Genomic DNA, 24460 nt, shown 5'->3' with positions numbered 1-24460 from the left:
GAACTTGCATCGGCCGGTCATTTTGACTAGCCTTCATTGCATAGTCATGCGGAGGTGAGTATGGGCATCCGAGTCGCTGTCGCGGGAGCGAGCGGGTACGCCGGCGGCGAACTGCTGCGCCTGGTGGCCGGGCACCCGGAATTCGACCTGGTCGCCGCCACCGCGCACTCCCAGGCCGGCCAGCCCGTCACCGCCGTACACCCGCAGCTCGTCGGCCTCGGCCTGGTGCTCGGGGCGACCGACCCGGCGGCCCTGGCCGACGCGGACCTGGTCTTCCTGGCCCTGCCGCACGGCGAGTCGGCGGCCCTCGCCGCGGCCCTGCCGGAGACGGTCAGGGTGGTCGACCTCGGCGCAGACCACCGGCTGCACGACGCGGCGGCCTGGGCCCGCTACTACGGCGGCCCGCACGCCGGCGCCTGGACCTACGGCCTGCCGGAGCTGCCCGGTCAGCGGGCGGCGATCGCCGCCGCCACCCGGGTCGCCAACACCGGGTGCTACGCGGTGGCCACCACCCTGGCCCTCGCCCCGCTGATCGCCGCCGGCGCGGTCTTCCCCATGGACGTGGTGGTGGTCGCCGCCTCCGGCACCTCCGGCGCCGGCCGGGCCGCCAAGGCCCACCTGCTCGGCAGCGAGGTGATGGGCGACCTGTCGCCCTACAAGGTCGGCGCCCACCAGCACGTGCCGGAGATCAAGCAGGCCACCGGGGCGACCAGCCTCTCCTTCACCCCGGTGCTCGCGCCCATGCCGCGCGGCATCCTGGCCACCGTCACCGCCGTGCCGACCGGCGACGTCGATCCGCGCGCCGTGCTGGCCGAGGCGTACGCGGACGCGCCCTTCGTCCACCTCCTCCCGGAGGATTCCTGGCCGCACACCGCCGCCACCGCCGGCGCCAACTCCTGCCACCTGCAGGCCGGCGTCGACGTCGACTCCGGCCGGGTGATCGTGGTCAGCGCGATCGACAACCTCGGCAAGGGCGCCGCCGGCCAGGCCGTGCAGAACGCCAACCTGATGCTCGGCCTCCCCGAGACCACCGGCCTCTCCGTTTGGGGGATCGCCCCGTGACCGTCACCACGCCCCGGGGCTTCCGGGCGGCCGGTGTCGCCGCCGGCCTCAAGACCAGCGGCGCCGCCGACATCGCGCTCGTCGTCAACGACGGCCCCGACGCCGGAGTCGCCGGCGTCTTCACCGCCAACCGGGTCAAGGCCGCCCCCGTGCTCTGGACCCAGCAGGTCGTCCGCGGCGGCGTGGTCCGGGCCGTGGTGCTCAACTCCGGCGGCGCCAACGCCTGCACCGGCCCGACCGGCTTCCAGGACACCCACGCCACCGCCGAGCACACCGCCGCCGCGCTCACCTCGGTCAGCCCGCGGCTGATGCTCGGCGCCGGCGAGGTCGCGGTCTGCTCGACCGGCCTGATCGGCGAGCGACTGCCGATGGACAAGCTCCTCCCCGGCGTGCGGACCGCCATCCGGGGGCTGGCCCGCGACGGCGGCCAGTCCGCCGCCGAAGCGATCATGACCACGGACACCCGACCGAAGACGACCGTGGCCCGGGGCAGCGGCTGGACCGTCGGCGGCATGGCCAAGGGCGCCGGCATGCTCGCCCCGGCCATGGCCACGATGCTCTGCGTGCTCACCACCGACGCGGTCGCCGGGCCGGAGCTGCTCGACGCCGCGCTGCGGGCCGCCACCCGGGTCACCTTCGACCGGGTCGACTCGGACGGCTGCATGTCCACCAACGACACCGTGCTGCTGCTGGCCAGCGGGGCCTCCGGCATCGAGCCCACCGACGCCGAGCTGACCGCCGCGGTCACCGCCGCCTGCCACGACCTGGCCCAGCAGCTCGTCGCCGACGCCGAGGGCGCCACCAAGCAGATCGCCGTCGACGTGGTCGGCGCCGCCAGCGAGGACGACGCGGTCGAGGTGGGCCGCTCGGTGGCCCGGAACAACCTGGTCAAGACCGCGCTGTTCGGCAACGACCCGAACTGGGGGCGGATCCTCGCCGCCGTCGGCACCACCGCCGCCGCGTTCGAGCCGGACGGCGTGGACGTCGCGGTCAACGGGGTCTGGGTGTGCCGCTCCGGCGCCGCCGCCGAGGACCGCTCCAAGGTCGACCTGACCGGGCGGGACGTCACCATCCGGATCGACCTGCACGCCGGCCCCTCGGCGGCGACCATCTGGACCAACGACCTGTCGCACGCGTACGTGCACGAGAACTCGGCGTACTCGACATGAGCCTCACCGCGGACCTCACCCGGGCCCAGGCCAAGGCCGCCACGCTGATCGAGGCGCTGCCCTGGCTGGCCCGGTTCTCCGGCGCCACCGTCGTGGTCAAGTACGGGGGCAACGCCATGGTCGACCCCGAGCTGCAGCGCGCCTTCGCCGCCGACATGGTCTTCCTCCGGTACGCCGGCCTCCGGCCCGTCGTGGTGCACGGCGGCGGCCCACAGATCTCCGCCATGCTCGGCCGGCTCGGCATCGCCAGCGAGTTCAAGGGCGGCCTGCGGGTCACCACCCCCGAGGCGATGGACGTCGTCCGGATGGTGCTGGTCGGTCAGGTCGGCCGGGAACTGGTCGGGCTGATCAACGCGCACGGCCCGTTCGCGGTCGGCCTCTCCGGCGAGGACGCCGGCCTCTTCACCGCCGTGCGCCGCCCGGCGTACGTCGACGGCGAGCCGGTCGACGTCGGCCAGGTCGGCGACGTCGAGTCGGTCGACGTCTCGGCGGTGGCCGACCTGATCGCGGCCGGTCGGATCCCGGTCATCTCCACGGTCGCGCCGGACGTCGACGGGGTGCTGCACAACCTCAACGCGGACACCGCCGCCGCCGCGCTCGCCGTCGCGCTGGAGGCCCGCAAGCTGGTCGTCCTCACCGACGTGGCCGGGCTCTACGCCGACTGGCCCGACACCACCAGCCTGGTCAGCGAGATCACCGCCGACGACCTGGCGAAGCTGCTGCCGTCCCTGGAGTCGGGGATGGTCCCGAAGATGGAGGCCTGCCTGCGGGCGGTGGGCGGGGGAGTGCCCGCCGCGCACGTCGTCGACGGCCGGGTCGCCCACTCCACGCTGCTCGAGGTCTTCACCTCGGAAGGATTCGGAACGATGGTGAGCGCGTGATGAGCACGCTGGTCGAACGCTGGGGAGCGGCCATGATGGACAACTACGGCACGCCGCCGCTGGCGCTGGTCTCCGGTTCCGGGGCCGTCGTGGTCGACGAGGCCGGCCGGGAGTATGTCGACCTGCTCGGCGGCATCGCGGTCAACGCCCTCGGCCACGCCCACCCGGCCGTGGTCGCCGCCGTCTCCAAGCAGGTCGCCACCCTCGGGCACGTCTCCAACCTGTTCGTCGCCGAGCCGCCGGTGGCCCTGGCGGAGCTGCTGCTCGCCCTGGCCGGCCGGCCAGGCCGGGTCTTCTTCGCCAACTCCGGCGCCGAGGCCAACGAGGCGGCGTTCAAGCTCTCCCGGCTCACCGGCCGGTCGCACGTGGTCGCCACGAAGGGCGGCTTCCACGGTCGCACCATGGGGGCCCTCGCGCTCACCGGGCAGCCGACCAAGGCCGACCCGTTCCGCCCGCTGCCCGGCGACGTCACCCACGTGGAGTACGGCGACGTCGCCGCCCTGGCGGCGGCCGTCACCGACGCGACCGCGATGGTGATCCTGGAGCCGATCCAGGGCGAGAGCGGCGTCGTGGTCCCGCCCGCCGGCTACCTGGCCGAGGCGCGGCGGATCACCGCCCGGCACGGCGCCCTGCTGGTGCTCGACGAGGTGCAGACCGGCATCGGCCGCACCGGGCAGTGGTTCGCCCACCAGGCCGAGGGCGTCGAGCCGGACATCGTCACGCTCGCCAAGGGGCTCGGCGGCGGACTGCCCATCGGCGCCTGCCTCGCCTTCGGCCGGGCCGCCGGGCTGCTCCGCCCCGGCTCCCACGGCACCACCTTCGGCGGCAACCCGGTCAGCTGCGCCGCCGCGCTCGCGGTGGTCGCCACCATCGCCAGCGAGGGGCTGCTCGACCATGTCAAGCGGGTCGGCGAGCGGCTGCGCCGGGGCGTCGAGGCGCTCGGCCACCCGCTGGTCGCCGACGTCCGCGGCGCCGGCCTGCTGGTCGGGATCGTGCTCACCGACCCGGTCTCCGGCGCGGTCACCGCCACCCTGCGCGAGGCGGGCTTCCTGGTCAACCCGGTGCAGCCCGGCGTGGTCCGGCTCGCCCCGCCACTGATCCTCACCGCCGAGCAGGTCGACGCCTTCCTGGCCGCCCTGCCCGCCGCCCTCGACGCCGCGGCACCGGTCCCCGAACCCGCCGCCGGCCCGACCATGACGGAGGTCAGCGCATGATCCGGCACTTCCTGCGGGACGACGACCTCTCGCCCGCCGAGCAGGCCGCCGTGCTCGACCTGGCGGCCCGGATGAAGGCCGACCGGTTCGCGTACACGCCGCTCGCCGGGCCGCGCTCGGTGGCGGTGCTGTTCGACAAGCAGAGCCTGCGCACCCGGATCTCCTTCGACGCCGGCATCGCCGAACTGGGCGGCCACCCCCTCGTCGTGGACACCCAGGTCACCCACTTCGGCCGGGGGGAGACCCTCGCCGACGCCGGCCGGGTGCTCTCCCGCTACGTCGCCGCGATCGTGCTGCGGACCCACGGCGACGACCGGATCGCCGAGGTCGCCTCGCACGCCACCGTCCCGGTGGTCAATGCGCTCACCGACGGGTACCACCCCTGCCAGCTCCTGGCCGACCTGCTCACCGTCCGCGAGCACCTCGGCGCCACGCCGGGGCGGACCCTGGCGTACGTCGGGGACGCGGCGAACAACCTCTCCCACTCGTACCTGCTCGCCGGGGCGACCGCCGGGATGCACGTCCGGGTCGCCGGCCCGGTCGGCTTCCGACCCCACCCCGAGGTGGTGAGTCGGGCGGAGAAGATCGCCGCCGGCACCGGCGGGTCGGTGCGAGCCCTCACCGACCCGGTGGAGGCGGTCCGCGGCGCCGACGTGGTGGCCACCGACACCTGGACCTCGATGGGCCAGGAGGAGGACGGGCTGGACCGGATCACCCCCTTCTTTCCGTACCAGGTCAACGACGGGCTGCTCGCCCACGCCGCGCCGGAGGCGATCGTGCTGCACTGCCTGCCCGCGCACCGCGGCGGGGAGATCACCGACGAGGTGCTCGACGGGCCGCGCAGCGCGGTCTTCGACCAGGCGGAGAATCGCCTGCACGCTCAGAAGGCGCTGCTGACCTTTCTCCTGGAGGCCTCGTCATGACCGCCCCGCTGACCCGTGCCGCCCGGCACGCCCGCATCGTCGACCTGATCCGCGACAAGGCGATCCGGTCGCAGACCGAGCTGGCCGACCTGCTCGCCGGCGATGGCGTCCAGGTCACCCAGGCCACCCTGTCGCGGGACCTGGAGGAGTTGGGCGCGGTGAAGGCCCGCGGCGGTGACGGGCGGGCCGTCTACCTGATCCCCGAGGACGGCCACCGGCCGCTGCGTGACGCCGAGACGGCACCGGCCCGCCTGGTCCGGCTGCTGCGCGAGCTGCTCAACGGGGTCGATTCCAGCGGCAACATCGTCGTCCTGCGCACCCCACCGGGCGCAGCCCACTACCTGGCCAGCGCGTTGGACCGAGCGGGCCTGCCAGACATCGTCGGCACCATCGCCGGCGACGACACCATCCTCGTCGTGGCCCGCGAGGCCGACGGCGGGGCCGCGCTCGGCGAGAAGCTCGCCGGGTGGTCCCGCCGGGAAGAGAACGTTGAAGGGAGCACCACACCATGACCGAGCGGGTCGTCCTGGCGTACTCCGGGGGTCTCGACACCTCCGTCGCCATTCCCTACCTGGCCGAGCAGACCGGCGCCGAGGTGATCGCGGTCGCGGTCGACGTCGGGCAGGGCGGCGAGGACCTGAACGCCATCCGGCAGCGCGCCCTGGACTGCGGCGCCGCCGAGTCCGAGGTGGTCGACGCGCGCGACGAGTTCGCCGCCGACTACTGCCTGCCGGCGATGCGGGCCAACGCCCTCTACATGGACCGGTACCCGCTGGTCTCCGCGCTGTCCCGGCCGCTGATCGCCAAGCACCTGGTGGCCGCGGCCCGCAAGCACGGCGGGACGATCGTCTCGCACGGCTGCACCGGCAAGGGCAACGACCAGGTCCGCTTCGAGGTCGGCCTGGGCGCGCTCGCCCCCGACCTGAAGATCATCGCGCCGGCCCGTGACTTCGCCTGGACCCGGGACAAGGCCATCGCCTTCGCCGAGGAGAAGGGCCTGCCGATCGACGTGTCGGCCAAGTCGCCGTACTCCATCGACCAGAACCTCTGGGGCCGCGCGGTGGAGACCGGCTTCCTGGAGGACATCTGGAACGGGCCGATCGAGGACCTCTACTCGTACACCGCCGACCCGGCCGAGCCGCGCGACGCCGACGAGGTCGTGATCACCTTCGACGCCGGCAATCCGGTGGCGATCGACGGCGAGACCGTCACCCCGTACCAGGCGATCCTGGAGCTGAACCGGCGCGCCGGCGCCCAGGGCGTCGGCCGGCTCGACATGGTCGAGGACCGGCTCGTCGGCATCAAGAGCCGCGAGGTGTACGAGGCTCCCGGCGCGATCGCGCTGATCGCCGCCCACCAGGAGCTGGAGGCGGTCACCGTCGAGCGGGACCTGGCCCGGTTCAAGCGTGGCGTCGACCAGCGCTGGGGCGAGCTGGTCTACGACGGCCTCTGGTTCTCCCCGCTGAAGAACAGCCTGGACGCGTTCATCGACGACGCCCAGCGGCACGTCTCCGGCGAGGTGCGGCTCACCCTGCACGGCGGCCGGGCCACCGTCACCGGGCGGCGCTCCGAGGCGAGCCTCTACGACTTCGGCATGGCCACCTACGACACCGGTGACACCTTCGACCAGTCCCTGGCCAAGGGTTTCGTGCAGCTGTGGGGGCTGCCGAGCCGGATGGCCGCCGCACGGGACGCCCGGTTGGGCGGCTCCTGACCGTGGGCACCACAATGGGCGGGGTGGACGACAAGAGCCTGACCGAGAACAGCGCCGCCACCAACCGGACGAGCCTGTGGGGAGGCCGCTTCGCCGGCGGCCCCGCCGAGGCCCTCGCGCGGCTGTCGGTGAGCGTCCAGTTCGACTGGCGCCTCGCCCCGTACGACATCGCCGGTTCCCGGGCGCACGCCCGGGTCCTCGCCGGCGCCGGCCTGCTCGACCCGGAGGAGCTCGGCCGCATCCTCGCCGCGCTGGACGACCTGGAGGCGGCCTGCGCCTCCGGGCAGTTCCGCCCCACCATCGACGACGAGGACGTGCACACCGCCCTGGAGCGCGGCCTGCTGGAGCGGCTCGGCAGCCTCGGCGGCAAGCTGCGCGCCGGCCGGTCCCGCAACGACCAGGTCGCCACCGACCTGCGGCTCTACCTGCGCGACCACGCCCGCGGCGTGGCCGGCCGGCTGGTCGAGCTGGCTGAGGCGCTGGTCGAACAGGCGGGGCGGCACGTGGACACCGCCGCACCAGGAATGACCCACCTGCAGCACGCCCAGCCGGTCACCTTCGGGCACTGGCTGCTCGCCCACGTGCAGCCGCTGCTGCGTGACCTGGAACGGCTGCGCGACTGGGACCACCGGGCCGCGATCAGCCCGCTCGGCGCGGGCGCGCTCGCCGGCTCCGGGCTGCCGCTGGACCCGCTGGCCGTCTCCAAGGAACTGGGCTTCCGCACGTCCTTCGCCAACTCGATGGACGCCGTCGCCGACCGGGACTTCGTCGCCGAGTTCCTCTTCACCACCGCGATGATCGGCGTGCACCTGTCCCGCCTCGGCGAGGAGGTGGTGCTCTGGACCTCGCACGAGTTCGGCTGGGTGGAGCTGGACGACGCCTTCGCCACCGGGTCGTCGATCATGCCGCAGAAGAAGAACGCGGACATCGCCGAGCTGGCCCGGGGCAAGTCCGGTCGGCTGGTCGGCGGGTTGGTGAGCGTGCTCACCATGCTCAAGGGCCTGCCGATGACGTACGACCGGGACATGCAGGAGGACAAGGAGCCGGCCTTCGACGCGGTCGACACCCTGGAACTGCTGCTGCCGGCGCTGGCCGGGATGATCTCCACGATGACGGTGCGCGTCGACCGGCTGGTCGCCGCCGCGCCGGTCGGCTTCTCCCTCGCCACCGAGGTGGCCGACTGGCTGGTCCGCAAGGGCGTGCCCTTCCGCGACGCGCACGAGATCACCGGCAAGCTGGTCGCGCTCTGCGTGGCCCGGGACTGCGCCCTCGACGAGGTCTCCGACGCCGATCTGGCCACGGTCAGCGCGCACCTCGACCCGTCGGTGCGCGACGTGCTGTCCGTCCGGTCCGCGCTGGCGGCGCGGACCACGCCCGGATCGACCGGTCCCGGCCCGGTCGCCGACCAACTCGCCGCCGCCGCGGACAAGCTGACCGGCTGGCGCGAGTGGGCCGCCGAGCGGGTCGTACCCCGCTGAGGTCGTCGGGTCGGCGCGGCACTCCGCCGCGCCGACCCTCACGCCGTCGGGCGCTCGCGCTTCGGCAGCTTCGCCACCACCGCGTCGTACGACCCGTCGGCCGCCTCGACCAGCTCGTCGTCGGGGATGTCGCCGTCGAGCCGCAGGCTGTTCCAGCCCGACCGCCCGATGTACGGCGACGCCTTCGCGTCCGCCGGGAACCGGTGCAGCCACTCGTCGGCGACCTCCCGGCTGGGCCCGCACTTCACGCCGAGCCGCGCCTCGCCGTCGGCGGCGCCGAGGAACGCGAAGATGCGGCTGCCCACCTTCACCACCTCGTCGCCCTCCCAGGGCTGGTCCAGCCAGGCGCCCGGCTTCGCCAGGCAGTACGCCAGCATCTCCTCGCGCGTCATCGCGTCCTCCCGGTGGCACGGTTGCCCGCCCAGTCTCGCTGATCTGGACCTTGATCGGTTGACCGAGGACGTCGCGCGGTGGCGGGAGCCGTCAGGCGGTACGCGCGGAGAGGCGTTCGGACCGCTGTTGGGCGGCCTGGGCGCTGCCCAGCCCCAGCCCGAAGGCGATCGCCTGCCAGGTCAGCCCGCGCGCGCGGGCCAGGGCCAGCAGTCCCGCCTCCAGCGCGTCGAGCTCGGCGCGCAGGTGCGGCACCAGGGTCAGCGCGGCGGTGAGGTCGGCGTCGTCCACCGGCTCCTCCCCGGGCTCCAGCTCGGCGCCGCCGGCGGCGAGGGCCGTGACCAGCGCGACCGCCTCCCACGGGTCCGCCAGGTACGGGTTGGTGTGGCGACGCCGGCGCGGGTTGGTGCCGGCGTGCCGCTCGGTGATCCGCTGCAGCGCGGCGTAGGTGCGGTGGGCGCGGGCCCGGTCCGCGTCGGGAGCGGTGAAGGGCTCGTCCGGTGGGCGCGTCATGCCCCGATCAGACCTCTTCAACAGTTCGATGTCAACGGACTATTGAGACCGCATCCGGGACAGCCACCGGCCGGCCCGGTTGACCACCGCGGCGTACCCGATGCCCAGCGCCAGGGACGCGGCGAGCGCGACCAGCGGCAGGTCCCGCAGGTGCGGGTAGACCTGCCAGTGGGTCAGGTAGATGTAGAGCGAGCTGCCGGCGAGCACCCCGGCCACCCGGTTGACCGGGCCGATGCTCGGCACGGTCGGCAGCCAGGTCAGCAGCGCGCACCCGGCGACGATCAGCGCCTCCCGCTGCGGCTGGCCGAAGAAGCCCGGCACAGTCACCGCCGCGGCCGCGGTCACCAGCAGCCGTTGGCGGACGCCGTCCGCCCGCGCCGCCGCCCAGCCGAGCGCGAAGAGCCAGAACGCGACCACCCCGGCCGGCAGGTCGTAGCGGGCGTCGAGGCCGAACAGGTCGTAGCGACTCAGCAGCCCCAGCCCGGCCAGGGCGACCGGCAGGCCGAACGGGAAGCGCCGTTCCAGCCGGTCCATCCGGGGCACCGCCAGCAGGGCACCCACCGCCAGCAGGATGTAGACCAGCGCCTCGATGAACCAGAAGTGCCACTCGGTACGCCCGTCCGCCGGCCCGACCAGGCTGTTGACCAGCAGCAGGGTGCTCAGCCGGTACTGGTCGGTGACCACCAGCATCGCCGCGATCCAGGCCGTCGTGGGCAGCACGACCCGGCCCAGCCCGGCCCGGATCTGCCGCAGCCGGTCGCGTCGGTCGGTGTCGGTGAGCTGGAACCGGGCGAAGTTGAAGCCGGCGACCGCGAGCAGCAGGTGGGCCCCGCCGGTGAGGGTGAACAGCGGGATGTGCGAGCCGACGATCAGCACGATGGCCGCCGCGCGCAACGCCACGCTGGTCTCCAACGCGCGACGGCGCCGGGGTCGCCCGGCGCGCGGCGCGGGTAGCGCCTCGATCGGCAGCAGGTGCCAGTTCGGCGGCAGCTGCCCGAGCGCCTGTTCCAGCCGGACCGACATCTCCACGTACGACAGGGAGTCGCCACCCAGGTCGACGAAGCTCCGGTCCGGGGTGACGTCGGTGCGGTCCAGCACCTCGGCGTAGAGCCGGCAGAGGTCGTCGCCGGCCGTCTCCACCCGCGGCGCGGCGGGCGGTGCCTCGGTGGGCGTCGATGCCAGCGCCCGCAGCGCCGGGTAGTCCACCTTGCCGCTGGCCAGCCGGGGCAGCTCCGGCACCGGCAGCACCCGGACCGCCCGCGCTGGCAGGCCGACCTCCTCGGCGACCAGCCGGCGGACCCGCCGGGGCGGGGCGTCGCCAGCCACCGCCACCAGCAGCTCGTCGTCCGTGCCCAGGCAGGCCGCGCCCACGTCGTGGGCGGCGAGCAGCGCCTCGACCCGCTGCGGGTCGACCCGCAGGCCGAGGATCTTGGCGAACCGGCTGCGCCGGCCGACCAGCTCGTACAGGCCGTCCGGGCCGCGGCGGGCCAGGTCGCCGGTATGCAGCTCCTCGACGGTACGGCCCGCCGCCAGGTCGGCCGGGCGCTCGGCGTAGCCGAGCATCACATTCGGGCCGGCGTACACCAGCTCGCCGACGCCGTCGGGCTGGTCCGGCGCCGGGGCCAGCCGGAAGGAGCCGCCCGGGACCGGCACGCCGATCGCCTCCGGCCGGGTCGGCGCCAGGTCGGGCGGCAGGTACGCCATCCGCGCGGTCGCCTCGGTCTGGCCGTACATGACGAAGAGGTCCCAGCCGGTGCGGCGGCCCAGTTCGGCGTAGCGGACCACCTTGTCCGGGGCGAGCCGGCCGCCGGCGACCGTGACGTAGCGCAGGTGCGGCAGGTTCATCGCGGCGAAGCCGACCCGGTCCAGCAGGTCGAAGGTGTACGGGACCCCCGCGAAGCTGGTGGCCCGGGCGGTGCGGACCAGGTCCCAGAAGCAGGCGTCGGCGACGGAGAGGTCGGTGAGGACCAGCGCGGCGCCCCGGGCCAGGTGGCTGTTCACCACCGACAGGCCGTAGCAGTAGTGCAGCGGCAGGCTGGTCGCCGCCCGGTCGGTCTCCCGTACCCCCAGGTACCCGGCGATCGACTCGGCGTTGGCCTGGAGGTTGCCGGCCGAGAGCCGGACCAGCTTCGGCGAGCCGGTCGACCCGGAGGTACTCAGCAGCAGCGCCAGGTCGGGGTGCAGTTCGTGCGCCGAGCCCGGCCGCCGCTCGGTGAGCGTCCAGGCCCCGTCGACCGGCCCGATCACCACGTCCGGGTCGTACGCCGCGGTGAGCGCCTCGGCCGCCGGGCCGCCGCCCGGCACCAGCAGGACGGGATGCCCGCCGCGCAGGCCGGCCAGGTAGCCCACCAGCGCGTCGACCGTGTTGGCGCCGGCCACCAGGACCAGCCGCCGCCGCTCGCCGAGCCGCCGCGCGGTCTCGTCGACCCGCGCGGCCAGTTCCGCGTACGACAGCACGCCGTCGGCGGTGAGTACGGCGGGACGGTCACCGTGGCGGGCCAGATCGCGGACGAACGGCACCGCGCGGACGGCCGGCAGCAGGTCAGGTACGGGTGTCACGGAGGCAACTCTAAGGTGAGGCTCACCTAATTACGAGGACGGGGTGGTGAGACCCACGGCTGGGTAGGGTCGGGACATGGACGCACTCCGGACCGGCCGCGCGAGCGACCCCGCCCTGGTCACGCTCGCCGACCTGCTCGCCGGGCCGGTGCTGCCGGCGGCGCGCGGCCTGCTCGGCTGCCGGCTCTCCGTCGGCGGGGTCACCGTCCGGATCACCGAGGTCGAGGCGTACGCGGGGACGGCCGGCGATCCGGCGTCCCACGCCCACCGGGGGCGTACCCCGCGCAACGCGGTGATGTTCGGTCCGGCCGGGCACGCCTACGTGTACTTCACCTACGGGATGCACTGGTGCGTGAACGTGGTCACCGGGTCGGAGGGTGAGGCGTCGGCGGTGCTGCTGCGCGCCGGTGAGGTGGTCGACGGGCTCGACGCGGCGCGCGCCCGCCGTCCCGCCGTACGCCGGGACGTCGACCTGGCCCGCGGCCCGGCGCGGCTCTGCGCCACCCTCGGCATCGACCGCTCCGCGTACGGCCTGGACCTGCTCGGCGACGGCCCGGTGCGGCTGCGCCCGGCGGCGGCGCCGGTGCCCGACACGGCCCTCTCGGCGGGCCCCCGGGTCGGGGTGACCGGGGCGCACGACATGCCCTGGCGCTTCTGGATCACCGGCGACCCCACGGTGAGCGCCTACCGCCGGCACGTCCCGCGCCGCCGCGGCTGATCCCGACCCGGCGTGGTCTGGCGTTTCTGTCGGTGGCTGTGGCCATAATCACGCCACGTGCTCGCCGACGGATCGGAGGACGGTCATGCCCACACTGCTCGCGATCGGCACCGCCAAGGGGCTCTTCCTCGCCACCAGGGAGGACGGACGCGACGGCTGGGAGGTGAGCGGTCCGCACTTCCCGATGACCGGGGTCTACGCCGTGGCGGTCGACCGCCGGCGCGCCACGCCCCGGGTGCTCGCCGGGATGACCAGCTCGCACTTCGGGCCGAGCGTCGCCACCAGCGACGACCTGGGCGCCTCCTGGGACGAGCCGGAGCAGGCGCCGGTCGCCTTCCCGGCCGACACCGGGGCCACCCTCGGCCGGGTCTGGCAGCTGGTCCCGGCCGGCCCGGACGAGCCGGACGTGGTCTGGGCCGGCACCGAGCCCTCGGCGCTGTTCCGCTCCGACGACGGCGGGCGCAGCTTCACCCTGGTCCGCTCGCTCTGGGACCATCCGCACCGGGAGCAGTGGGGCGCCGGCTTCGGCGGCCAGGCCGTGCACACCGTGCTGCCGCACCCGCGCGACCCGCGCCGGATCACGGTGGCCATGTCCACCGGCGGGGTCTACCGCTCCGAGGACGCCGGGGCGAGCTGGTCGCCCGGCAACACCGGCATCCGGGCCTACTTCCTGCCGGACGAGTGGCCCGAGTTCGGGCAGTGCGTGCACAAGGTCGCCCGTGACGCCGGCAACCCGGAACGCCTCTACGCGCAGAACCACCACGGCGTCTACCGCTCCGACGACGACGGCCGCAGCTGGACGTCGATCGCCGCCGGCCTGCCCAGCGACTTCGGTTTCCCGATCGTCGCCCACCCGTCCCGCCCCGGCACGGTCTGGACGTTCCCGCTGATCGCCGACGCGCAGCGCTACCCGGTCGACCACCGGTGCCGGGTGTTCCGCTCCACCGACGCCGGCGACAAGTGGGAGCCGCTGTCGGTGGGGCTGCCGGAGGGCCCGTTCTACCCGTCGGTGCTCCGCGACGCGATGTGCGCCGGCGAGGCGGGCGGCGTCTACGTCGGCGCCCGATCCGGTGAGGTCTACGCCAGCCGCGACGACGGCGACTCCTGGTCGCTGGTCGCCGCCCACCTGCCGGACGTGCTCTGCGTCCGGGCGGCGGAGGTCTGAGATGGTCACGGTGCTGGTCCCCGGGCCGCTGCGCGGCGAGGCCGGCGGCGCGAGCCGGCTGAGCGTCGACGCCGCCGGCTCGGTGGGCGCGGTCCTCGACGCGCTCGCCGCCGGCTGGCCCCGGCTGGCCCGCCGGATCCGCGACGAGCGGGGCGACCTGCGCCGCTACGTCAACGTCTACGTCGACGGGGAGGACTGCCGGCACCTCGGCGGGGTCGACGCCCCGGTCGCCGACGGCGCGGAGGTGCAGGTGCTGCCCTCGGTGGCCGGCGGCTGAGGCCCGGCGGGCAGCCACTGCCCCGAAGATCCGCCAGCATTCGGCCCTCGCGTCGGATCCGGGGAGCGGTGGCATGGACTCGTACGCAGCCCGCCCAGGCGCACCCGGGGCAGCCCGGTGCGACCCCGCCGGCCGGCGGAGGAGGGTCGTACCCCGGCCAGTGGCCGACCTCCTGACCTCAGGGCAGCTCGTAGTCCAGCAGGTAGGCGTGGCCGCCGTCCGGGCCGACGACGATCCGCCCGCCGCCGCGCAGGTCCCGCAGCTCGTCGGTGCCGGAGTCGGGCACGATCGTCCAGGACAGCGAGCCCGTCTCGTCCTCGGCGGTGGCGTTGTGGTGCAGCACAAAGCTGCCCTTGCGGCCGGCGAGGCTGCCGGTGAAGCGCTCGAACCCCGCGTACGCCGCGGAGGTCTCCACCTGCGCGCGGCACATCAGGATCCGGGTGGTGCTGGTGCCGCTCAGGTCGCCGGTGAAGGTCTTGGTGATCCGGGCCTCGCCCAGCACCGCCCCCTCGGCCTCGTCGTACGCCTCCTGGTCCCAGCTGTCGAGGGTGAAGGTCCCCTCCGCGCGTGCGCTCATGCCCGTCATCCTGCCCGGGAAGGCTGACACCTCCCGTCAGGTACGGCGGCGTGGCGGGTGACCGGGGCCACCCGGGGGCCGGTCGCGGCGGAATAGTTGACTTGTCAAATATGTTGTGCGCTGCGCCCGGGCGCCACGACGGTCCGGTCCCCACACGCGAGGAGCTGGTCATGCAGTTCGGAGTCTTCACCGTCGGCGACGTCACGGTCGACCCGACCAACGGGCGGGAGCCGAGCGAGCGCGAGCGGATCAAGGCGATGGTGGCCATCGCGGTCAAGGCCGAGGAGGTCGGCCTCGACGTCTTCGCCACCGGCGAGCACCACAACCCGCCGTTCGTGCCCTCGTCGCCCACCACCATGCTCGGCTACCTCGCCGCCCGCACCGAGCGGCTGCTGCTCTCCACCTCGACCACGCTGATCACCACCAACGACCCGGTGAAGATCGCCGAGGACTACGCGATGCTCCAGCACCTGGCCGACGGCCGGGTGGACCTGATGATGGGACGCGGCAACACCGGGCCGGTCTACCCGTGGTTCGGGCAGGACATCCGCAACGGCATCCCGCTCGCCATCGAGAACTACGACCTGCTGCACCGGCTCTGGCGGGAGGACGTGGTCGACTGGAAGGGGCGCTTCCGCACGCCGCTGCAGTCGTTCACCTCGACCCCGCGTCCGCTGGACGGCGTGCCGCCGTTCGTCTGGCACGGCTCGATCCGCAGCCCCGAGATCGCCGAGCAGGCCGCGTACTACGGCGACGGCTTCTTCGCCAACCACATCTTCTGGCCCAAGGAGCACACCCAGCGGATGGTCGCCCTCTACCGGCAGCGCTTCGCCCACTACGGGCACGGCTCGCCCGAGCAGGCCATCGTCGGCCTCGGCGGCCAGGTGTTCGTCCGGAAGAACTCGCAGGACGCGGTCCGGGAGTTCCGGCCGTACTTCGACAACGCCCCGGTCTACGGGCACGGGCCGTCGCTGGAGGAGTTCAGCCGGGAGACCCCGCTGACGGTGGGCAGCCCGCAGCAGGTCATCGACCGGACCCTGGGCTTCCGGGAGTACGTCGGCGACTACCAGCGGCAGCTCTTCCTCGTCGACCACGCCGGCCTGCCGCTCAAGACCGTGCTGGAGCAGCTCGACATCCTGGGTGAGGAGGTGGTACCGGTGCTGCGCAGGGAGTTCGACGCGCGACGTCCGGCGCACGTGCCCGAGGCACCCACTCACGCCTCGCTGGTCGCCGCCCGGGACGCCGCCGAGCCGGCGGGCGCCGGCGCGGAGACCGCCTGATCACCCGGCGTACCCTCGCCGTGGTGTCGGCCGGCCTCGGCCAGCCCTCCTCGACCCGGCCGCTCGCCGACCGGCGCCCGCCGTCCACCGGGCCGGCCGACCCGTTCGCCCTCACCACCGACTTCCCCCAGCTGCTCGGCGGCAGGGACGGCTGAGCCTCAGCCCGCCCGGTCGTACGGGTGGGCGACCAGCACCGGGCAGTGCGCGTGCTGGGTCACCGCCTGGCTGACCGAGCCGAGCAGCAGCCCGGTGAAGCCGCCCCGGCCGCGGGTCCCGACGGCCAGCACCGACGCCCCGCCGCTGGCCTCGACCAGCCCCCGCGCCGGGCTGGCCGCCCGGACCGGGTGCTCGCGCACCACCAGGTCCGGGTGGTCGGCCCGGACGGCGGCCGACGCCTCGGCGAGCAGCCGCACCGCCTCCGCCCGGTACGCGGCCCGCGACTCCTCGACCTCCTCCGGCACCGGCCGGTCCTCGTCCGGCGGTCCTACGTGCACCAGCACCAGCGGCGTGCCCCGGCGGACCGCCTCGTCGGCGGCGTACCCGGCGGCCAGCCGGGCCCCGTCCGAATCGTCCACCCCGACCAGCACCGGCCCGTCCACCGGGATCGGCTGCTCCTTGGGGCGGACCACCAGCACCGGGCAGTGCGCGTGCGCGGCCACCTGCGTGCCGACCGAGCCGAGCAGCAGCCCGGCGAAGCCGCCCAGTCCCCGACTGCCGAGCACCACCAGCTCGGCCCGGCGGGACTCCTCGACCAGGGTGGCGCCCGGGCCGCCGGCCACCTGGCGTACCTGGACGGTCAGGCCGGGCCAGCGGTCGGCGAGGTCGGCCGCGGTGCGCTCCAACATCTTCCGCGCCTCCTCCGTCGGCGCCGGCAACCCCAGGTCGTACGGGTTCAGCGGCACGCCGTAGCCGAGCGGGTGCAGGTAGCCGTGCACCAGGTGCAGCGGTCGGGACCGCAGCACGGCCGCGCGGGCGGCGTGCTCCGCGGCGACCAGGCTGGACGGTGAGCCGTCCACGCCCACCACGACAGGTCGGTACATCGGCCCTCCCCGGATCGTTCAGGTCATTGTCGGCGTACCCGCCGGCGATCCACCGGCAAACGGCGGCGGACGCGCCGCCGCGCCCGCCGGCGAGGCGGCCACGTCCGGCCAGCGCTGGGACACACCCGGCCAGGGACTCGGCGAGCACCCGCCCCGCCTCGGTTGGCGAGCGCCCCCACCCTCCGGCCCGGCGCGTACGCCTGCTCGACCTGTACGGCTACCCGGACGTGCTGCCGCCCACCGGCTGATCCGTCCGGGCGTGGACGACCAGCTCGTCCACCTCCAGCCGGCCGATGCGCAGTTCCCGGATCACCGCGCGCCGAATCGCCAGCCGGCCGATCGCCAGCGCCCCCACCGCGACCGCGGCGCCGGCCAGCGCGGAGACGGCCAGCGAACCGGTCGCCGCGGCGCCAACCGCCCGGGCGCCGACGGCGAGGGCGCCGGTCGCTGCGGCGACGGTGGCGCGCGGACCGGAGACGGCCGGTTGGCGTCGACGGGTACGGAGCGGGCGCACCTGCCGATCCTCGCCGCCCGCGGTCGGCGGCGGGTCGGTGCCGGCGTCGGTTCCACCGGCCGGGGGACCGGCCCCGCCCCCGCCCTGACCCGTGTGCCTCACCCGCACGCCGAGCCAGTGGACGGTGAGCCTTGTGCCCGGAACTGGGCGCGATGCCGTCGTCGGGGCGGGTGGTTATCCTCCGAGCGTGACCGCCGACCTGCGCCTGCGCCCGGTGCGCGACGACGACCTGCCGGTGTTCTTCGCCCACGAGCAGGACCCGGAGGCCAACTGGATGGCCGCCTTCGGGCCGGAGGACCCGGCCGACCGGGACGCCTTCGACCCCTTCTGGCGCCGGATCCGCGCCGACCCGCGGATCGTCACCCGCACCGTCGTCGCCAACGGCGAGGTCGTCGGGCACGTGCTCGCCTTCCCGGTGGGTGAGCGGACCGAGGTCAGCTACTGGATCGACCCTCGGCGCTGGGGCCGGGGCCACGCCACCGCCGCGCTGACCGCGCTGCTGCGCGAGCTGCCGCAGCGTCCGGTGCACGCCCGGGCCGCCAAGGACAACCGCGCCTCCCTCGCGGTGCTGCGCAAGTGCGGCTTCGTGGTGGTCGGCGAGGACTCCGGGTACGCCAACGGCCGCGGCGCCGAGGTCGAGGAGTGGCTGCTGGAGCTGCCCGCCGACGGCCCTGAGCTGGGCGGCCGTTAGTCTCGCGGGGTGAACTGGCTGGAACTCGTCGGCTGGGCCGGCTCCGCGCTGCTGGTCTGGTCCCTGCTGCAGACGCGCATCCTGCGGCTGCGCGCGTTCAACCTGATCGGCTGCCTGATCCTCATCTTCTACAACGCCGCCGTGCAGGTGTGGCCCATGGTCGGGCTGAACGTGGTGCTCACCGTGATCAACGTATGGTACCTGCGGAAGATGCTGGCCACCCGGCACGACGAGCAGACCTACCAGGCGGTCGAGGTGGGGGTCGGCGACCAGTTCCTGGCGCACACGCTGCGGGTGCACGCCGCCGACATCGCCCGCTTCAACCCCAACTTCCGCTGGGAGTCGCACGCGGCGGACCGGTTGGCGTTCCTCGTCGTCAAGGCCGACGAGGTGGTCGGGGTGGTGCTGTCGCACGCCGAGGCCGACGGGGTCGCCAAGATCGACCTGGACTACGTCACCCCGCGGTTCCGCGACTTCACCCCGGGGGAGTTCGTCTACCGCCGCAGCAGCCTCTTCACCGACCGCGGCTTCCGCCGGGTGATCAGCCCGACTGGCATGATCGCCCCGTACTACCACCGGCTCGGCTTCCGCCCCGAGGGCGACTCGTACGTGCTGGACCTGCCGGCGCCCGCCCAGGCCTGACCCGACCGGGCACCCGGGGAGGATTCGCCGACGCCTCCGCTGGGCACAGAGGGGGCCACGCCGGCCGGGTCCCCGGTCCGGCGGCGTCGGCCCTGGCGGCCGACGCCCGTCGCGTGAGGGAGAGAACCGGGCGTGCAGAGCTACTGGAGCCAACTGGCCCTGGTCGGAGTCCTGGTGGTCCTCAACGCGCTCTTCGCGGGCAGCGAGATGGCGCTGGTCTCGCTGCGGGACAGCCAACTGCAGCGGCTGGAGCGCACCAGCCGCGCCGGGCAGGTACTGGCCCGGCTGGCCAAGGACCCGAACCGCTTCCTCGCCACCATCCAGATCGGCATCACCCTGGCCGGCTGCCAGCGAGACCGCCGCGGCGGTCTCGCTGGCAAAGCCGCTCGTACCGCTGTTCGGCTTCCTCGGCGGCGGCGCCGAGACGGCCGCCATCGTGGTGGTGACCCTGGCGCTGACCTTCGTCACGCTGGTCTTCGGCGAGCTGGCCCCGAAGCGGATCGCCATGCAGTCCGCCGAGCGCTGGGCGCTGCTGGTGGCCCGCCCGCTCGACCTGCTGGCCACCTTCACCCGGCCGGCCGTCTGGGCCCTCGGCGCCACCAGCGACCTGGTGGTACGCCTGGTCGGCCTGAACCCGAAGCACGAGCCCGAGGAGATCGGCCCGGACGAGCTGCGCGACATCGTCGCCGGCAACCACGGCTTCACCAAGGAGCAGCGGACCATCATCGCCGGCGCGGTGGAGATCGCCGACCGGCAGCTCAGGGCGGTGCTCGTACCGCGGTTGCAGGTCTTCACGCTGGACAGCGGGACCACCGCGGAGGCGGCCCGGCTGGTGCTCGCCGCCACCGGGCACTCCCGGGCGCCGGTGGTCCGGCACGGCGGCCTGGACGACGTGGTCGGCGTGATCCACCTGCGGGACCTGGTCGGCGTCCGGGACGGCCGGCCGGTCGACGAGTGCGCCCGCCCGCCGATGCTGCTGCCCGACTCGCTGCCGGTGGTGGACGCGCTGCGCCAGTTCAAGGCCGAACGCCAGCACATCGCCCTGGTGGTGGACGAGCGCGGCGCCGTCGACGGGATCGTCACCCTGGAGGACATCCTCGAGGAGATCGTCGGCGAGATCTACGACGAGACCGACCGGGACGTCCGCTCGGTGCGTACCGAGGCCGACGGCGCGCTGCTGCTGCCCGGCACCTTCCCCGTGCACGACCTGCCCCACATCGGCGTCGAGGTGCCCGGCCGCCCGAACGGCGACTACACCACGGTCGCCGGGATGGTGCTGGCCTGCCTGGGGCACATCCCCACGGTGGCCGGGGAGAGCGTCCCGATCGACGGCTGGGAGCTGCTGATGGCCGGCATCGACCAGCGCGCCATCACCCAGGTGCGGGTCCGCAAGATCGCGGAGCCGGCGGAGGCCTCCGCCGACGGCGAGCCGGTCCTCGACGAGGCCCGCAGCTGACCGTCCCGGCGTCTCCCGGTCCGCATGTCGACCCGCCGGGCCCCGCGGTCCGCGCCGGAGCACGGTGGGGCCGACGGGTCACCCGCCCGGGGTGCCGAACGGGAAGCCGGGCACCGGGGGGAGGAGCTGCACCTGGTCGGCGGGGAGCTGCCGGGTGTCCCGGCCCAGCGCCCGGGCCAGCACCCGAATCGCCCACGGCCCGGACGGGTGCCGCTCGGCCCCGATCAGCCGACCCCACGTCCTGCTCCACCAGTGCGCGGCGACGATCACGTCGGTCAGCCGCAGCCGACCGTCCGGGAAGCCGCCGCGCACCACCACGTCGACCACCCGGCCGAGCCGTCGGCCGTGCAGGTCGTACGCGGTGCGTCCGATGAGTTCACCCGCTCGCACGGCCGGCTCCCGGTATCCGGTCGATCAGGTGCCGGCGCAGCCACGTCTCCACCGGCGGCGGGGGCAGCTCGCCGGCGCCGGCGCGCAGCCGTACCGTGCTGTCCACCCGCTCGACGTCGACGATCGGGATCCGCAGCGGCGGCGCCGGCGGGTCGTCGGTGAACCGGGCGGCGAGCGCCACCAGCACCCGGCCCACCCGCCCACCGATCCGCTGCCCGAGCGCTCCCTGCCCGGTGAGCAGGTACGCCACGTACGGGAACCCCTCGGCGTCGACCGCGAACTCCACGTCGTCGACCTTGCCGACCAGCCGACCCTCGGAGTCGACGATCTGCCGGTCGAGCAGCTGCCGGCCGAGCTGGACCCTCATCTCCCCATCCCCGTCCCCACCGCGAGCGGGATCGCGGCCACCGACGCCGCCACGATGACCACCAGGAAGACCGCGCCGAGCAGGTTCAGCACCGGCCCGTTGACCCGGTCGCCCAGGTACGTCCGGTCGTTCGCCACGATCAGGATCGGCAGGTACGTCAGCGGCAGTGCCACCGCGCTGACGACCAGCATGTACTCGGTGAGCCGTACCGGGTCGATCGTGGTGAACAGCAGCAGCACCCCGAACAGCACGCTGACCAGCAGGACGCTGTGGAACCGGGCGGCCTCGCGCGGGCTGACCCGCTTGCCCCACTGCCAGCCGAAGTACTGTGCCGCCGCGTACGCCGCGGAGAGCCCGGTCTCCAGGGCGGCGCCGAAGGTCACCGCGAAGAACGCCAGGGCGGCCACCGCCAGCCCCACCCCGCCGAACGCGAGCACCGCCGGCTCCGCCACCTCGTCGAGGGTCGACAGGGTGACCCCGGTCGGGTGGAAGACCACCGTGGCGGTGGCGAGCAGCGACAGGGCGAGGAACCCGCCGACCGGGAAGCCGACCAGCACGTTCGACCGGGCGTCGGCCAGGTCGGCGGCGCTCCACTTCTCCTCCACCCCGCCGGAGGAGAAGAAGAACACCTCGTACGGGCTGACCGTGGAGGCGAAGAGCGCGACCGCCACGAACCAGTAGGCGCCCCAGCCCTGACCGGACGCCTCCGGGTGCAACGCGCCCCGGCCCAGCGCCGCCCAGTCGGTGGGCAGCCGGAACAGCGCGACCGCGAAGACCACCAGCGCCAACCCGGCCAGCCCGAAGACCCGTTCCATCAGCTGGAAGCGCATCCGCCAGAGCACCAGCCAGACCGCGAACGCGGCGACCGGCACCCAGAGCAGGTAGCTCACCCGGGAGGCCAGTTGCAGGGCGAGCGCCACCCCGCCCAGTTCGGCGGCGAGCGTCAGCACCGTGACCAGGTAGGAGGCGACCAGATTGAGCAGCGCGACCCGCAGGCCCAGCCGCTCCCGGACCAGGTCGAAGACGGCCCGGCCGCTCACCGCCGCGATCCGGCCGGCCATTTCCGCGTACGCGCAGATGCCGATCACGCCGAGCACCAGCACCCAGGCGTGCCCCATGCCGAACCGGGCGCCGGCCTGACTCGCCGCCACCAGGTCGCCGATGTCGACGAACCCCCCGATGGCCGAGAGCACACCGAGGGTGGCGGCGAAGAGTTTCCTCACGTCGGGTGCGGGTCGGCCGGTGTCATCGACGCGACGATAACGACGTCAGGCGCACCTTTATGGCAAATCAGGCACCCACGCGGTGACGATCAGTCGCCGGTGAGGTTCTGCAGCCGTACCTGGCCCCGGGAGACCAGCCGCCCCTCCGCGTCGGTGATCTCCACCTGCCACAGCTGCTGACTGCGTCCCCGGTGCACCGGCGTGCCCACCGCGGTGAGTTCGCCGTCGCGGACCGCCCGCAGGAAGTCCGTCTGGTTGGACACCCCGACCACCCGGCCCCGCTCGCCGAGCCAGAGCGATCCGCCCACGCTCGCCGCGGTCTCCACCACCGCGCAGTACACCCCGCCGTGCTGGATGCCGAACGGCTGGTGCAGCTCGGGGTGTACCTGCCAACGGATCACCACCCGGTCGCCGCTGACCTCGTCCAGCTTCAGTCCGAGCAGGGCCACCAGGCCGCCCGTCAGGTCCGGCATCTCCACGGCCGATCCTCCTCGCCTCGTGCAAGCCGCCAGCCTAGTCGGCCCCTCGTCGGCAAACCCGGTACGGCCCGGGGCCCGGGATGGGGGAGAATCGGTGACCGTGACCGACAGCAACCTCCCGCACCGGCGGGACTCCCTGACCGAAGACCTGCGGTGGCGGGGCCTGATCCAGGACTCGACCGGCCTCGACGAGCTGCGCGAGCTGCTCGACGGAGGGACGGCCACCTTCTATGTGGGCTTCGATCCGACCGCGCCCAGCCTGCACGTCGGCCACCTCATGCAGGTCACCACGGCCCGCCGGCTCCAGCTCGCCGGCCACCGCCCGCTGCTGCTGGTGGGCGGGGCGACCGGGCAGATCGGTGACCCGAAGGAGAGTGCGGAGCGGACCCTCAACCCGCCGGAGGTCGTCGCCGGCTGGGTGCAGCGGATCCGGGAGCAGCTCTCGCCGTTCGTCTCGTACACCGGGGAGAATGCGGCGCAGCTGGTCAACAACCTGGACTGGACCGGCGAGATGTCGGTGGTGGAGTTCCTCCGCGACGTCGGCAAGCACTTCCCGGTGAACAAGATGCTGGCCCGCGAGGTGGTCAAGGCCCGGCTGGAGAGCGGCATCAGCTTCACCGAGTTCAGCTACCAGCTGCTCCAGGCCAATGACTTCTTCGAGCTGCACCGCCGGTACGGCTGCCAGCTCCAGTACGGCGGCTCCGACCAGTGGGGCAACATCACCGCCGGCGTCGACTACGTCCGCCGCCGCGGCGCCGGCCCGGTGCAGGCCTTCGTCACGCCGCTGGTCACCAAGTCGGACGGCACCAAGTTCGGCAAGACCGAGGGCGGCGCGGTCTGGCTCGACCCGGAGATGACCAGCCCGTACGCCTTCTACCAGTTCTGGGTCAACGCCGACGACCGGGACGTCACCCGCTACCTGCGCTACTTCAGCTTCCGCTCCCGAGAGGAGCTGGAGGCGCTGGAGAAGGAGACCGCGGAGCGGCCGGCCGCACGGGCGGCCCAGCGGGCCCTCGCTGAGGAGTTGACCGCCCTGGTGCACGGGGAGCGGGAGATGGCCCAGGCGGTCGCCGCCAGCCAGGCGCTCTTCGGCCGGGGTTCGCTCGACGAGCTGACGCCGGAGACGCTGCGGGCCGCGCTGACCGAGGCCGGCCTGGTCCACCTGACCGAGCTGCCGGACGTGGCCGGGCTGCTGCGCGATTCCGGGCTGGTCGGCGGGCTGAAGGAGGCCCGCCGGGTGATCGCCGAGGGTGGCGCCTACGTCAACAACACCCGGGTCACCGACGTCGACGCCACGGTGGCCGAGTCCGACCTGCTGCACGGCCGGTACCTGGTGCTGCGCCGCGGCAAGCGCTCCTTCGCCGGTGTCGAGCTGCGCAGATAGCGGCACGCTCCGGATGTGACGCGGGACGCCCCCGGCGGATTTGGCGATCAACTCGTCGGGGGCGTACCTTTCTCTCTGCCAGCGCGGAACGGACGAACAGGGCGAAAGACCTGGAGGCCGGAGCGCGGGAATTAGCTACCGGTCCAGAGGGTTGTACCCCTCGGGACTCGGAACCGGGCGGTGCCCCGGATCGGCCTGCGGGTCGATTTGGTGAGGCGGAGCCGACCGGGTAAGGTTCAACGCCGGCAGGGAACCGGGCGAGCGTGCGGGAGACCGCAGCGGCCGGCCTGCTGGAAGCCACGAATGAGAGCGGCGAAAGCCGGTCGAATTGTGGTGCCCGGAATTGGGGTTGAA

At 74.0% G+C, this 24460-nt stretch carries 26 protein-coding genes and 1 pseudogene; 17 read left to right on the top strand and 10 right to left on the bottom strand.

What is annotated here, in order from left to right; genetic code table 11:
* The first annotated feature begins 60 nt into the window (after positions 1–60).
* The 8 genes from argC to argH are packed head-to-tail and all read left to right on the top strand — an operon-like array spanning position 61 to position 8441.
* Positions 61–1062, top strand: coding sequence for an N-acetyl-gamma-glutamyl-phosphate reductase (gene argC / locus ACLQ2U_RS13070; RefSeq protein ID WP_425750875.1), 1002 nt, complete (start codon positions 61–63; stop codon positions 1060–1062).
* Positions 1059–2231, top strand: coding sequence for a bifunctional glutamate N-acetyltransferase/amino-acid acetyltransferase ArgJ (gene argJ / locus ACLQ2U_RS13065; protein WP_425750874.1), 1173 nt, complete (start codon positions 1059–1061; stop codon positions 2229–2231). The genes argC and argJ overlap by 4 nt, the downstream gene beginning before the upstream one ends.
* Complete coding sequence (gene argB, locus ACLQ2U_RS13060) at positions 2228–3112, top strand: acetylglutamate kinase (protein WP_425750873.1); 885 nt, start codon at positions 2228–2230, stop codon at positions 3110–3112. The genes argJ and argB overlap by 4 nt, the downstream gene beginning before the upstream one ends.
* Positions 3112–4326: an acetylornithine transaminase gene (locus ACLQ2U_RS13055; protein WP_425750872.1), complete on the top strand. Its 1215-nt coding sequence runs from the start codon at positions 3112–3114 to the stop codon at positions 4324–4326. The genes argB and ACLQ2U_RS13055 overlap by 1 nt, the downstream gene beginning before the upstream one ends.
* Entirely contained in the window at positions 4323–5249 is a 927-nt protein-coding gene (argF, locus tag ACLQ2U_RS13050; protein WP_425750871.1) for an ornithine carbamoyltransferase, read from the top strand. The genes ACLQ2U_RS13055 and argF overlap by 4 nt, the downstream gene beginning before the upstream one ends.
* A complete protein-coding gene (locus tag ACLQ2U_RS13045) occupies positions 5246–5761 on the top strand; it encodes an arginine repressor (protein ID WP_425750870.1) in 516 nt (171 codons plus the stop codon). Before argF ends, ACLQ2U_RS13045 begins: the two co-directional genes overlap by 4 nt.
* Positions 5758–6963 carry an argininosuccinate synthase gene (locus tag ACLQ2U_RS13040; protein WP_425750869.1) on the top strand — a complete coding sequence of 402 codons (1206 nt, stop codon included), beginning with the start codon at positions 5758–5760 and terminating at the stop codon, positions 6961–6963. The genes ACLQ2U_RS13045 and ACLQ2U_RS13040 overlap by 4 nt, the downstream gene beginning before the upstream one ends.
* Before the next feature lie 14 nt (positions 6964–6977).
* Positions 6978–8441, top strand: a complete 1464-nt coding sequence (argH, locus tag ACLQ2U_RS13035; protein WP_425751110.1) for an argininosuccinate lyase — start codon at positions 6978–6980, stop codon at positions 8439–8441.
* Positions 8442–8479: 38 nt separating this feature from the next.
* On the opposite strand, the gene ACLQ2U_RS13030 is transcribed toward argH, so the two are convergent.
* The 3 genes from ACLQ2U_RS13030 to ACLQ2U_RS13020 all read right to left on the bottom strand — a co-directional run bounded on the left by ACLQ2U_RS13030 (position 8480) and on the right by ACLQ2U_RS13020 (position 11903).
* Complete coding sequence (locus tag ACLQ2U_RS13030; protein ID WP_425750868.1) at positions 8480–8833, bottom strand: MmcQ/YjbR family DNA-binding protein; 354 nt, start codon at positions 8831–8833, stop codon at positions 8480–8482.
* 91 nt (positions 8834–8924) lie between these two features.
* Positions 8925–9344 carry a DNA-binding protein gene (locus ACLQ2U_RS13025; RefSeq protein ID WP_425750867.1) on the bottom strand — a complete coding sequence of 140 codons (420 nt, stop codon included), beginning with the start codon at positions 9342–9344 and terminating at the stop codon, positions 8925–8927.
* 39 nt (positions 9345–9383) lie between these two features.
* Positions 9384–11903, bottom strand: coding sequence for an AMP-binding protein (locus ACLQ2U_RS13020; protein WP_425750866.1), 2520 nt, complete (start codon positions 11901–11903; stop codon positions 9384–9386).
* 76 nt (positions 11904–11979) lie between these two features.
* Here ACLQ2U_RS13020 and ACLQ2U_RS13015 point away from each other — a divergent pair, with 76 nt between their 5' ends.
* From ACLQ2U_RS13015 to ACLQ2U_RS13005, 3 genes are all read left to right on the top strand, one after another.
* The gene (locus ACLQ2U_RS13015) at positions 11980–12621 is read left to right on the top strand and encodes a DNA-3-methyladenine glycosylase (RefSeq protein ID WP_425750865.1); all 642 of its coding nucleotides are present in this window, start codon (positions 11980–11982) and stop codon (positions 12619–12621) included.
* Between the two features lie 85 nt (positions 12622–12706).
* Positions 12707–13786, top strand: coding sequence for a WD40/YVTN/BNR-like repeat-containing protein (locus tag ACLQ2U_RS13010; RefSeq protein ID WP_425750864.1), 1080 nt, complete (start codon positions 12707–12709; stop codon positions 13784–13786).
* 1 nt (position 13787) lies between these two features.
* Positions 13788–14063, top strand: coding sequence for a ubiquitin-like small modifier protein 1 (locus ACLQ2U_RS13005; protein ID WP_425750863.1), 276 nt, complete (start codon positions 13788–13790; stop codon positions 14061–14063).
* A 178-nt stretch (positions 14064–14241) separates the two neighbouring features.
* On the opposite strand, the gene ACLQ2U_RS13000 is transcribed toward ACLQ2U_RS13005, so the two are convergent.
* Positions 14242–14640 (bottom strand): DUF3224 domain-containing protein, encoded by a 399-nt coding sequence (locus ACLQ2U_RS13000; RefSeq protein WP_425750862.1) that lies wholly within the window; start codon positions 14638–14640, stop codon positions 14242–14244.
* A gap of 170 nt (positions 14641–14810) precedes the next feature.
* On the opposite strand from ACLQ2U_RS13000, the gene ACLQ2U_RS12995 reads away from it, so the two are divergent.
* The gene (locus tag ACLQ2U_RS12995) at positions 14811–15920 is read left to right on the top strand and encodes an LLM class flavin-dependent oxidoreductase (RefSeq protein ID WP_425750861.1); all 1110 of its coding nucleotides are present in this window, start codon (positions 14811–14813) and stop codon (positions 15918–15920) included.
* A gap of 23 nt (positions 15921–15943) precedes the next feature.
* Entirely contained in the window at positions 15944–16075 is a 132-nt protein-coding gene (locus tag ACLQ2U_RS12990) for a hypothetical protein (protein ID WP_425750860.1), read from the top strand.
* A gap of 3 nt (positions 16076–16078) precedes the next feature.
* Here ACLQ2U_RS12990 and ACLQ2U_RS12985 read toward each other — a convergent pair whose 3' ends face one another.
* Positions 16079–16960: a universal stress protein gene (locus ACLQ2U_RS12985; RefSeq protein ID WP_425750859.1), complete on the bottom strand. Its 882-nt coding sequence runs from the start codon at positions 16958–16960 to the stop codon at positions 16079–16081.
* A gap of 217 nt (positions 16961–17177) precedes the next feature.
* Entirely contained in the window at positions 17178–17474 is a 297-nt protein-coding gene (locus tag ACLQ2U_RS12980) for a hypothetical protein (RefSeq protein ID WP_425750858.1), read from the bottom strand.
* 187 nt (positions 17475–17661) lie between these two features.
* Between ACLQ2U_RS12980 and ACLQ2U_RS12975 the strand changes: the two genes are divergently transcribed.
* From ACLQ2U_RS12975 to ACLQ2U_RS12965, 3 genes and pseudogenes are all read left to right on the top strand, one after another.
* On the top strand, positions 17662–18165 hold the full coding sequence (locus tag ACLQ2U_RS12975) for a GNAT family N-acetyltransferase (RefSeq protein WP_425750857.1): 504 nt from the start codon (positions 17662–17664) through the stop codon (positions 18163–18165).
* A 9-nt stretch (positions 18166–18174) separates the two neighbouring features.
* Positions 18175–18807 carry a hypothetical protein gene (locus ACLQ2U_RS12970; RefSeq protein WP_425750856.1) on the top strand — a complete coding sequence of 211 codons (633 nt, stop codon included), beginning with the start codon at positions 18175–18177 and terminating at the stop codon, positions 18805–18807.
* A gap of 132 nt (positions 18808–18939) precedes the next feature.
* A pseudogene (locus tag ACLQ2U_RS12965) lies at positions 18940–20263 on the top strand (hemolysin family protein).
* A 78-nt stretch (positions 20264–20341) separates the two neighbouring features.
* On the opposite strand, the gene ACLQ2U_RS12960 reads toward ACLQ2U_RS12965, so the two are convergent.
* The 4 genes from ACLQ2U_RS12960 to ACLQ2U_RS12945 all read right to left on the bottom strand — a co-directional run bounded on the left by ACLQ2U_RS12960 (position 20342) and on the right by ACLQ2U_RS12945 (position 22716).
* Positions 20342–20653: a PRC-barrel domain containing protein gene (locus ACLQ2U_RS12960; RefSeq protein ID WP_425750855.1), complete on the bottom strand. Its 312-nt coding sequence runs from the start codon at positions 20651–20653 to the stop codon at positions 20342–20344.
* Positions 20640–21020, bottom strand: a complete 381-nt coding sequence (locus ACLQ2U_RS12955; RefSeq protein WP_425750854.1) for a hypothetical protein — start codon at positions 21018–21020, stop codon at positions 20640–20642. The genes ACLQ2U_RS12960 and ACLQ2U_RS12955 overlap by 14 nt, the downstream gene beginning before the upstream one ends.
* Entirely contained in the window at positions 21017–22243 is a 1227-nt protein-coding gene (locus ACLQ2U_RS12950; protein WP_425750853.1) for an NRAMP family divalent metal transporter, read from the bottom strand. Before ACLQ2U_RS12950 ends, ACLQ2U_RS12955 begins: the two co-directional genes overlap by 4 nt.
* Before the next feature lie 89 nt (positions 22244–22332).
* Complete coding sequence (locus tag ACLQ2U_RS12945; RefSeq protein ID WP_425751109.1) at positions 22333–22716, bottom strand: PaaI family thioesterase; 384 nt, start codon at positions 22714–22716, stop codon at positions 22333–22335.
* Positions 22717–22816: 100 nt separating this feature from the next.
* Between ACLQ2U_RS12945 and tyrS the strand changes: the two genes are divergently transcribed.
* Positions 22817–24106, top strand: a complete 1290-nt coding sequence (gene tyrS / locus ACLQ2U_RS12940; RefSeq protein WP_425750852.1) for a tyrosine--tRNA ligase — start codon at positions 22817–22819, stop codon at positions 24104–24106.
* Positions 24107–24460: the final 354 nt, after the last annotated feature.

Source organism: Micromonospora sp. DT47, assembly GCF_049844475.1.
GTDB lineage: Bacteria > Actinomycetota > Actinomycetes > Mycobacteriales > Micromonosporaceae > Micromonospora.
Note: the sequence above shows the minus strand (reverse complement) of the source record. Positions and strands in the feature narration are given on the sequence as shown.

Coding starts and splice junctions, on each gene's coding strand:
- argC (WP_425750875.1), top strand. CDS start 61: ATGGGCATCCGAGTCGCTGTCGCGGGAGCGAGCGGGTACGCCGGCGGC.
- argB (WP_425750873.1), top strand. CDS start 2,228: ATGAGCCTCACCGCGGACCTCACCCGGGCCCAGGCCAAGGCCGCCACG.
- ACLQ2U_RS13055 (WP_425750872.1), top strand. CDS start 3,112: ATGAGCACGCTGGTCGAACGCTGGGGAGCGGCCATGATGGACAACTAC.
- argF (WP_425750871.1), top strand. CDS start 4,323: ATGATCCGGCACTTCCTGCGGGACGACGACCTCTCGCCCGCCGAGCAG.
- ACLQ2U_RS13045 (WP_425750870.1), top strand. CDS start 5,246: ATGACCGCCCCGCTGACCCGTGCCGCCCGGCACGCCCGCATCGTCGAC.
- ACLQ2U_RS13040 (WP_425750869.1), top strand. CDS start 5,758: ATGACCGAGCGGGTCGTCCTGGCGTACTCCGGGGGTCTCGACACCTCC.
- argH (WP_425751110.1), top strand. CDS start 6,978: ATGGGCGGGGTGGACGACAAGAGCCTGACCGAGAACAGCGCCGCCACC.
- ACLQ2U_RS13030 (WP_425750868.1), bottom strand. CDS start 8,833: ATGACGCGCGAGGAGATGCTGGCGTACTGCCTGGCGAAGCCGGGCGCC.
- ACLQ2U_RS13025 (WP_425750867.1), bottom strand. CDS start 9,344: ATGACGCGCCCACCGGACGAGCCCTTCACCGCTCCCGACGCGGACCGG.
- ACLQ2U_RS13015 (WP_425750865.1), top strand. CDS start 11,980: ATGGACGCACTCCGGACCGGCCGCGCGAGCGACCCCGCCCTGGTCACG.
- ACLQ2U_RS13010 (WP_425750864.1), top strand. CDS start 12,707: ATGCCCACACTGCTCGCGATCGGCACCGCCAAGGGGCTCTTCCTCGCC.
- ACLQ2U_RS13005 (WP_425750863.1), top strand. CDS start 13,788: ATGGTCACGGTGCTGGTCCCCGGGCCGCTGCGCGGCGAGGCCGGCGGC.
- ACLQ2U_RS13000 (WP_425750862.1), bottom strand. CDS start 14,640: ATGAGCGCACGCGCGGAGGGGACCTTCACCCTCGACAGCTGGGACCAG.
- ACLQ2U_RS12995 (WP_425750861.1), top strand. CDS start 14,811: ATGCAGTTCGGAGTCTTCACCGTCGGCGACGTCACGGTCGACCCGACC.
- ACLQ2U_RS12985 (WP_425750859.1), bottom strand. CDS start 16,960: ATGTACCGACCTGTCGTGGTGGGCGTGGACGGCTCACCGTCCAGCCTG.
- ACLQ2U_RS12955 (WP_425750854.1), bottom strand. CDS start 21,020: ATGAGGGTCCAGCTCGGCCGGCAGCTGCTCGACCGGCAGATCGTCGAC.
- ACLQ2U_RS12945 (WP_425751109.1), bottom strand. CDS start 22,716: ATGCCGGACCTGACGGGCGGCCTGGTGGCCCTGCTCGGACTGAAGCTG.